The following is a 6237-nucleotide window of genomic DNA, read 5'->3' as shown; positions in this document are numbered from 1 at the left end:
AATAACCCCAACCCGCCAACACCCCTCAGAAACGAAGAATGCCGCCTCACTCGAGGCGGCATTCTTCGTTCTCGGGAGTTGCGCGTATGAGTTCAAGACCCTTCCGCTTACAACCGCTGGTGCCCCCGACAGGAATCGAACCTGCGACCTTTGGTACCGGAAACCAACGCTCTATCCCCTGAGCTACGGAGGCGGACCGGTCAAGGTTAGCACCGCGCCGGCCCCGCGCCCGACCCGGCGGGGTGCCGGCGCGGGCATCTCACGCGACGATCACTCGTCGCCGATGACTCCGATGCCCGTGGCCTCGTGATCGGCGTCCGGGTCGTCGCCGGAGGGCGCCTTCGACTGCTCGTCGACGTCGTTCGTCTGGCTCGGGGCGACCGTCTGGTCGTCGCCGAGGTCTTCGGAGTCGTCGGCCGGTGCGGTGTTCTGAGGATCGCTCATGGATCATCCCTTCCTCGCGGAGGACCAGCTTCGCAAACCCGGTCGCGGGGACGCGGAGGGTTGACCCGGCGCGCGAAGTGGTTCAGCGACGGCGCCCCGCCCACGCGCGCAAGCGCGCACGCAACGGCAGGGTGAGGTCGACGAAGCGCCCGTCGGCGGGGACGGTGACGCGATCACCCGAGTCGGTGGAACTCCCCCGGACGTAGGCCGCGCCCACCGCGACGTAGGTCTGCAGCAGCATCTCGGCCTCGGCACGCGTCGAGGTCGTGTCGTCGAGGCGGGCGCGGTGACCGGAATCCACCCGCACCGAGAACCACCGGGTCCCCGGGGTCGAGACGACCGCCCAGCGCTCCCCCGCCGACAGACGCACGAACGCTTCGCCGTCGTCCAGCCCCGTCGCCGGCGACAGATCGTCGTATTCGGGAACGAGCGCGTCGAGCGTCGCCAGCGCCTCGGTGGCGGTGACGAAGTCGGCGCGCCCCGCGCTCAGGCCGCCCCACTCGAACTTCCGGTCGGGGGTCATCGGGGCCCCGGGCGATCGAGCGTGCACGTCATCCCGCGAGCGTAGCCGTCCCACGACTCCAGGGCCCGGCATCCCGCCGAGATGCGCCGTCGCGGCGAGAACCCTGAGCGTCGGCTGAGCGCACCCTCTACGATGAGCGGCATGCTGACGTCCTCGCCCACAACATCTTCGACCAGACCTCGATCTTCGCGCTGAGCGGGACCAACTCGCTGATCGCCGTCGCCGTGTACGTGCTCATGGTGATCGCGCTCTGGCGCGTCTTCACGAAGGCGGGCTACCCCGGGTGGCTCGCGATCATCCCCATCGTCAACGCGATCTACGTCGTCAAGGTCGCCGGGTACTCGGGCTGGATGACGCTGCTCTATCTCATCCCGATCGTCAACATCATCTTCCACATCATCGTCTCGATCCGACTCGGCCGTGCGTTCGGCCACGGGTGGTTCTTCTCGTTCGTTCTGCTGGTGGTCTTCTGGATCATCGGATACCTCATCGTCGGCTTCAGCGACGACAAGTACCGCGTCGAGCGCATCTGACCCTGCAGCCTCACGCCACCGCCGAGGCTTTCTCTCTCGCGGTCGCGCGCAGGCCCGCCGCGATCCGCGCCGCGCGCGCGACCGTGAGACCCGGCGCGTAGCACCGCAGGAGGGCGAGGCCGACGGCCGGCAGATGGGCGGGGTCGGGGTAGATCATCCACATCGGGGTGAACTCGGGCTGGAACTTCTTCTTGAAGTTCGCCAGGGATCGAAAGCCGTATGCCGGTTCCAGCAGAGCGCTCAACTGCCGCAGGAAGCGCTCGACCCCGTCGAGATCGGCATCGGGGTCCTCGTGGTGGAAGGCCAGGGGCGAACCGGAAAGGCTCAGGACGCGGCATCCCTCGGCCCGCAGCCGCTCGACGACGGCCCCGATGACGAATTCCATCACGCCGTTCATCGCGTCGTGGCGGCGACGCATGACATCCAGCGCATACCCCCGGATACCGGATGCCGCGTACACCGGGATCCAACTGGTCACGGCGACCACGTGGCCGCGTGCGTCTCGCGCGATCATCATGCGCACGTCCGGGTCCGCCATCTGATCGACGCCCCCGAGGGTGAACTCCATCTCGGGGATCGTCTTGTCGGCGACCCAGGCCTCGGAGATCTCGCGGATCTGCGCGCGGTCGCGGAACGACAGCTCCGCCCACGAGGTCCACTCCGCGCGCAGCCCCTCGCGTTCCGCGCGGTTGGTCGCGGTGCGCACGTCCTGGCGCTTCTTCCCCGCGGGCGTCCACGTCAGCGCATCCAGTCGGGCCTCTTCGGCGACCTGCGTCCTGCTCCAGCCGAGCGGCTCGAGGGACGCGCTCTCGGCATCGTCGACGCTGTAGAACGCCGGCGTCCAGCCGCGTTCGCCGCAGAAATCGACGAAGGCCCGAGCGACGTCGGGGCGAGCACGGTCGCGCCCGAACGCCCCGCCGAGGGTGACGGCGACGCGCCCGCGCACGCGGTAGGCGATGGCCGCGTCAGCGTGCGGGGCGAACCAGTACGTGTTCCCCGGCCACGTGGTCATGAAGGACAGGGAGCCCCCGCCACCCCGTGCCAGCACGGCGCGGGCGCGGGTGCGGTCCCCTGAACGCTCCACCGACCCGGGGCTCAGGACGAAGCGGATCGAGGCGATCACACACACCATCCAGAAGACCGCCGACGGCACGTACCACGCCGCTTGCGCCCACCCCGTCTCGGGCACATACACCACCGACTCGGCCGGCAGCAGCGATGGCGGGAGCAGGCGCAGGGCGAGTCCCTGCACCACCGCCGACGGCCCCGGCACGGGCGCGAAGTGGTTCGAGAGCGCGATGGTCCCCACGAACGCCGTCGCCGAGGCTCCGAACGCCGCGAGACCCACGGTGCCGAGGAAGAGCGCACGGGCCCCACCCGCCGACCCGATCCGAGCGGCGCTCCGGAAGACGAACAGCGTGATCGCCACCGCCAAGGGAACCAACGCCCCCATCGCCGCACCCACGAGGGTCTGCCACCCGTATGAGGCGTCGTCCGCATCGCGCGCAACGGCCAGCGCGGCGATGGTGTCGGGCTCGGTGACGGCGAAGACGTAGGCCATACCCGCGAAGACGAGCAGGTTGATGGCGATCGCGATGCCCAGGGCACCGCGGCGTCCGCGCAGGATGCCCCACGAGGCCACGAGGAGCACCGCCAGCGGCAGGACGGCGATCCACCCCGCGTGGGGCTGGAGCTCACCGGTCGACCACCCGCCCGCCGGGCAGGCGACGACGGCGGACCCGGGGACGCACACGCGCCCGTCCACGACGGTGAGCGGATCCCACGAGAGCCAACCGTAGATCGAGAGCAGCCCCGAGCCGCTCCCCCACAGTGTCGCCACGACCGGCCCCACGGCGGTGACAGCCGACAGTGCGGCCAGGAGGACACGCGTCTCGTGGTGGGAACTGCGGTGCACGCGCAGCGTCGCCCGCCGGCCGCCGAGGAACGTGCCGAGACCGAGTCCGACGGGCAGCGCGATGAGCGCGAACAGGTCGTTGGCGGAAGCCGAGTACAGGAACAGCGTCACGGCCAGGAAGGTGCTCGCCCAGCGTACGCGTCGTCGCCACAGGGCGCCGAGGAAGCAGCTCGCGGTCATCGTCACCACCAGGAGCGCGGCGACCGGCGGCGCCCCTGTGAACGGCTCGTCGTTCAGCGGGAGGCCCGCCAGGAATGCGCGTTCGACGACTCCGACCGCCAACCCGACGACCGATGTCGCCAGCCCGCCGCCGAAAAACGCGACCATGAGCCGACGCGGTCCCATCGCGCGCTCCGCGAACCCACCGACCACCAGGACCGCGATGAGAACGACCGGCAGCAGTGCGGGGTCATCGACCGTGAAGAGACTCCGCGCGATCTCGCGCACGTCGAACGGGCCGTCACCGAGGGAGACGCTCCGGCGCACCTGGAGGATGCTGACGACGGCGATCACCCCGGCGAGTGCGAGGGTGGCGCTCGGCGGGAGGAACCGACCGAGGATCCGCCACGGCCCTGCGGAGGCGGGAGGCACCGAGACCGTAAGCGTCGGTGGGGCATCCCGCACGGGCGAGGGCGAGACAACGGCGGTCGGCGACATGGGGCTCCGATCGGGTGAACGTCACCCCGCGCGAGGCGCGAGCTGACGATCCATCGTCTCCGCACCCGCGTACGGGTGTCATCCACCCCGCGGTGTATCCGTCCCCGCTGATCGGCGGGGCCCCGACGGACGCCCCGGCGGTCAGGCCTGGGTGGGGTGGTCGAAGTCCCAGTCCACGGGAGCCTCGTCGGGGCCGCTGTCGGACTCGACGAGGCGCAGGGCGGGCCGGGGGAAGAGCCGGTGGTTGCGCAGGTCGTCGGAGGCGGAAGAGAAGTCGGGCTCCTCACCCTCCCAGTCCAGCGGCGCCGACAGCACGTCGTTGCCCATCCCGATCACCAGTTCGGCCTGCGCCACCGTGTTGTCGTCGGTGACGATGGGGATGCTGACGGCCTCGGCCTGCCCCTCCTTCGCCACGGCGGCAGTCAGTTCCACCAGGGAAGCGGCGACATCGTTCGTCGTGATCACGGTCTCGCCGGCGTACGTCACACATCTCATGCGATCCAGCGTGACGAGCCCCCTTCCGCACCGGGGGCGGGTTGCGTCGATCCGACCAGTGGGATACGCGTCGTCAGTCGCGTCGCTGAGCGGAACGGAACATCGCGGCATCCAGCTCGAACCACACCGCACGCGCGGTGTCGAATTCGGCGAATCGCTCGGGAGGCGAGTCGTCGATGCTGAGGCGATACCCCCGCGGAAGGTCGTCCACGTGCTGTCCGTCCCGCGGGCCGCCGACGAGCACGTAGATCACGGTGACGGCGGGGATCCGGCGTCGACCGCGACGCCATCGACCGCATCGCTCATGCGGTGCAGGAAGTCCACGACGACCGCGGACTCCTCGGCGGACATGTCGATCACGGCGGCCAGCATGCGATCGTGCATGTTGCCGAGGGTCTGACGCACCTCGGCATGCGCGCGATCGGTGGCCTGGATGAAGATACTGCGCCGGTCGTCCGGGTTGGCGATGCGGGTGATGTGACCGGACCGCTCGAGACGGTCCAGGATCGCCGTGGTCGACGCGGTCGACAGCCCCAGGTACCGCGTCAGCTCGCCGGGGCGGACCTTCGCGTCGGACCCGCGCAGCAGGTAACGCAGGACGAGCAGTTCGTTCTCGCCCATCGACATGGAATCGCGCGTACGTCGCCGCATCGCCAACTCTGCCGCGCGGTAGACGCGCAGAGCTTCGAGCACCGCCTTGCTGCGCGCTCGCCGATCACCGGGTTCTTCGCCGTACCAGTAGGTGTCCGAGTCGCGATCTCCGGGAGGGAGGCTCTGGGACACCGCACGCATGTCCGTCATGGCGTACGCCCCTCGTTGTCGATCTGGAAATCATACAACGGAACAAATAGTTCGACAAACTAGTTACTAACCGAGTATGTTCTTCCCGTAGCTAACCCACGGAAAGGAGCTCATCATGGGATCCCTCTACTACGGCACTTCGACCGACCCCATCCGTATTCCGGACCGCCTCCTCTCGCATCTGAAGGTCGTCACGGCGACAAAGCTCCGCCGTAGCGAGAGCTTCACCCTCAGCTGGACCCACGTCGACGGCTCCCCCGGTCGTTCCACCCTCTGGCTGCAGCCCGCGATTCCCCTGCGGTTCGTCTTCGACAGCGCCGAGCCCGAGCAGCTGAACGCCCAGATCCTCAAGGACATGGCGGACATGGCCAACTCCTCGGCGGGCCTGGTCGTCGCTCTCGACGCCGAGATCCCCTCGGCCGATCCCGCCGCCCGGCCCTCGACCGCCCGGCCCGCTGCCCCCGCTCGACGCGTCGCGATGCGAACGGCGGCTTGAGATGTCCGCCCCCACCGTGGCCCCCGCCCTCGCCCACGCACGGGTGATGTGGGCCAAGGTCGACTCCGGGTTCTGGGTCGCGCACCGCGGCGGAGAGTACTTCGGCTGCGTCGATCGCGTGGCCGGCGGCTTCGTCGCCCGCGACGCGCACGGCGTGCCGATCGGACGCTACGACGAGCTCGAGACCGCGAAGTCGTCCCTGCGCTCCACCACCGATCCCGTCAACACCGCCCAACGGCGCCGCACCGAGCGCGCCGTCGTGATTCTCGCGACCGCGGCCGGGAGCGCGGCGATGGCGTTCGCCCTCACCGCCGGCGCTCTCGCGCCTTTCCTGTGAGCCCCGCTGCAGCGCTCGACCTCCGCGACGAAGCGG

General features: G+C 69.7%; 9 protein-coding genes and 1 tRNA gene. 3 read left to right on the top strand and 7 right to left on the bottom strand.

Annotation, left to right across the window (positions count from 1 at the left end):
- Positions 1 to 117: 117 nt before the first annotated feature.
- The 3 genes from AC3E6M_RS16295 to AC3E6M_RS16285 form a co-directional block, all read right to left on the bottom strand.
- Positions 118 to 193: transfer RNA gene (locus AC3E6M_RS16295), tRNA-Arg, on the bottom strand.
- A 77-nt stretch (positions 194 to 270) separates the two neighbouring features.
- On the bottom strand, positions 271 to 444 hold the full coding sequence (locus tag AC3E6M_RS16290) for a hypothetical protein (RefSeq protein WP_171024188.1): 174 nt from the start codon (positions 442 to 444) through the stop codon (positions 271 to 273).
- Positions 445 to 526: 82 nt separating this feature from the next.
- Positions 527 to 967, bottom strand: a complete 441-nt coding sequence (locus AC3E6M_RS16285; protein ID WP_138173025.1) for a hypothetical protein — start codon at positions 965 to 967, stop codon at positions 527 to 529.
- 224 nt (positions 968 to 1191) lie between these two features.
- On the opposite strand from AC3E6M_RS16285, the gene AC3E6M_RS16280 reads away from it, so the two are divergent.
- The gene (locus tag AC3E6M_RS16280; protein WP_490530520.1) at positions 1192 to 1500 is read left to right on the top strand and encodes a DUF5684 domain-containing protein; all 309 of its coding nucleotides are present in this window, start codon (positions 1192 to 1194) and stop codon (positions 1498 to 1500) included.
- 10 nt (positions 1501 to 1510) lie between these two features.
- Here the strand turns inward: AC3E6M_RS16280 and AC3E6M_RS16275 are convergent, their stop codons facing one another.
- From AC3E6M_RS16275 to AC3E6M_RS16260, 4 genes are all read right to left on the bottom strand, one after another.
- The gene (locus AC3E6M_RS16275; RefSeq protein ID WP_490530519.1) at positions 1511 to 4006 is read right to left on the bottom strand and encodes a bifunctional lysylphosphatidylglycerol flippase/synthetase MprF; all 2496 of its coding nucleotides are present in this window, start codon (positions 4004 to 4006) and stop codon (positions 1511 to 1513) included.
- Positions 4007 to 4213: 207 nt separating this feature from the next.
- The gene (locus AC3E6M_RS16270; RefSeq protein WP_490530518.1) at positions 4214 to 4567 is read right to left on the bottom strand and encodes a hypothetical protein; all 354 of its coding nucleotides are present in this window, start codon (positions 4565 to 4567) and stop codon (positions 4214 to 4216) included.
- A 73-nt stretch (positions 4568 to 4640) separates the two neighbouring features.
- On the bottom strand, positions 4641 to 4778 hold the full coding sequence (locus AC3E6M_RS16265; RefSeq protein ID WP_171024191.1) for a hypothetical protein: 138 nt from the start codon (positions 4776 to 4778) through the stop codon (positions 4641 to 4643).
- Between the two features lie 38 nt (positions 4779 to 4816).
- Complete coding sequence (locus tag AC3E6M_RS16260) at positions 4817 to 5368, bottom strand: MarR family winged helix-turn-helix transcriptional regulator (RefSeq protein WP_252370893.1); 552 nt, start codon at positions 5366 to 5368, stop codon at positions 4817 to 4819.
- Positions 5369 to 5483: 115 nt separating this feature from the next.
- Here AC3E6M_RS16260 and AC3E6M_RS16255 point away from each other — a divergent pair, with 115 nt between their 5' ends.
- Positions 5484 to 5864: a DUF7882 family protein gene (locus AC3E6M_RS16255; protein WP_490530517.1), complete on the top strand. Its 381-nt coding sequence runs from the start codon at positions 5484 to 5486 to the stop codon at positions 5862 to 5864.
- 1 nt (position 5865) lies between these two features.
- Complete coding sequence (locus tag AC3E6M_RS16250; protein ID WP_394529710.1) at positions 5866 to 6201, top strand: hypothetical protein; 336 nt, start codon at positions 5866 to 5868, stop codon at positions 6199 to 6201.
- The last annotated feature ends 36 nt before the right edge of the window (positions 6202 to 6237 follow it).

The organism is Microbacterium sp. SCPM-O-B-15248 (M128), from assembly GCF_058214835.1.
This window is presented reverse-complemented; position numbering and strand designations above follow the sequence as displayed.

Coding starts and splice junctions, on each gene's coding strand:
- AC3E6M_RS16290 (WP_171024188.1), bottom strand. CDS start 444: ATGAGCGATCCTCAGAACACCGCACCGGCCGACGACTCCGAAGACCTC.
- AC3E6M_RS16285 (WP_138173025.1), bottom strand. CDS start 967: ATGACCCCCGACCGGAAGTTCGAGTGGGGCGGCCTGAGCGCGGGGCGC.
- AC3E6M_RS16270 (WP_490530518.1), bottom strand. CDS start 4,567: ATGAGATGTGTGACGTACGCCGGCGAGACCGTGATCACGACGAACGAT.
- AC3E6M_RS16260 (WP_252370893.1), bottom strand. CDS start 5,368: ATGACGGACATGCGTGCGGTGTCCCAGAGCCTCCCTCCCGGAGATCGC.
- AC3E6M_RS16255 (WP_490530517.1), top strand. CDS start 5,484: ATGGGATCCCTCTACTACGGCACTTCGACCGACCCCATCCGTATTCCG.
- AC3E6M_RS16250 (WP_394529710.1), top strand. CDS start 5,866: ATGTCCGCCCCCACCGTGGCCCCCGCCCTCGCCCACGCACGGGTGATG.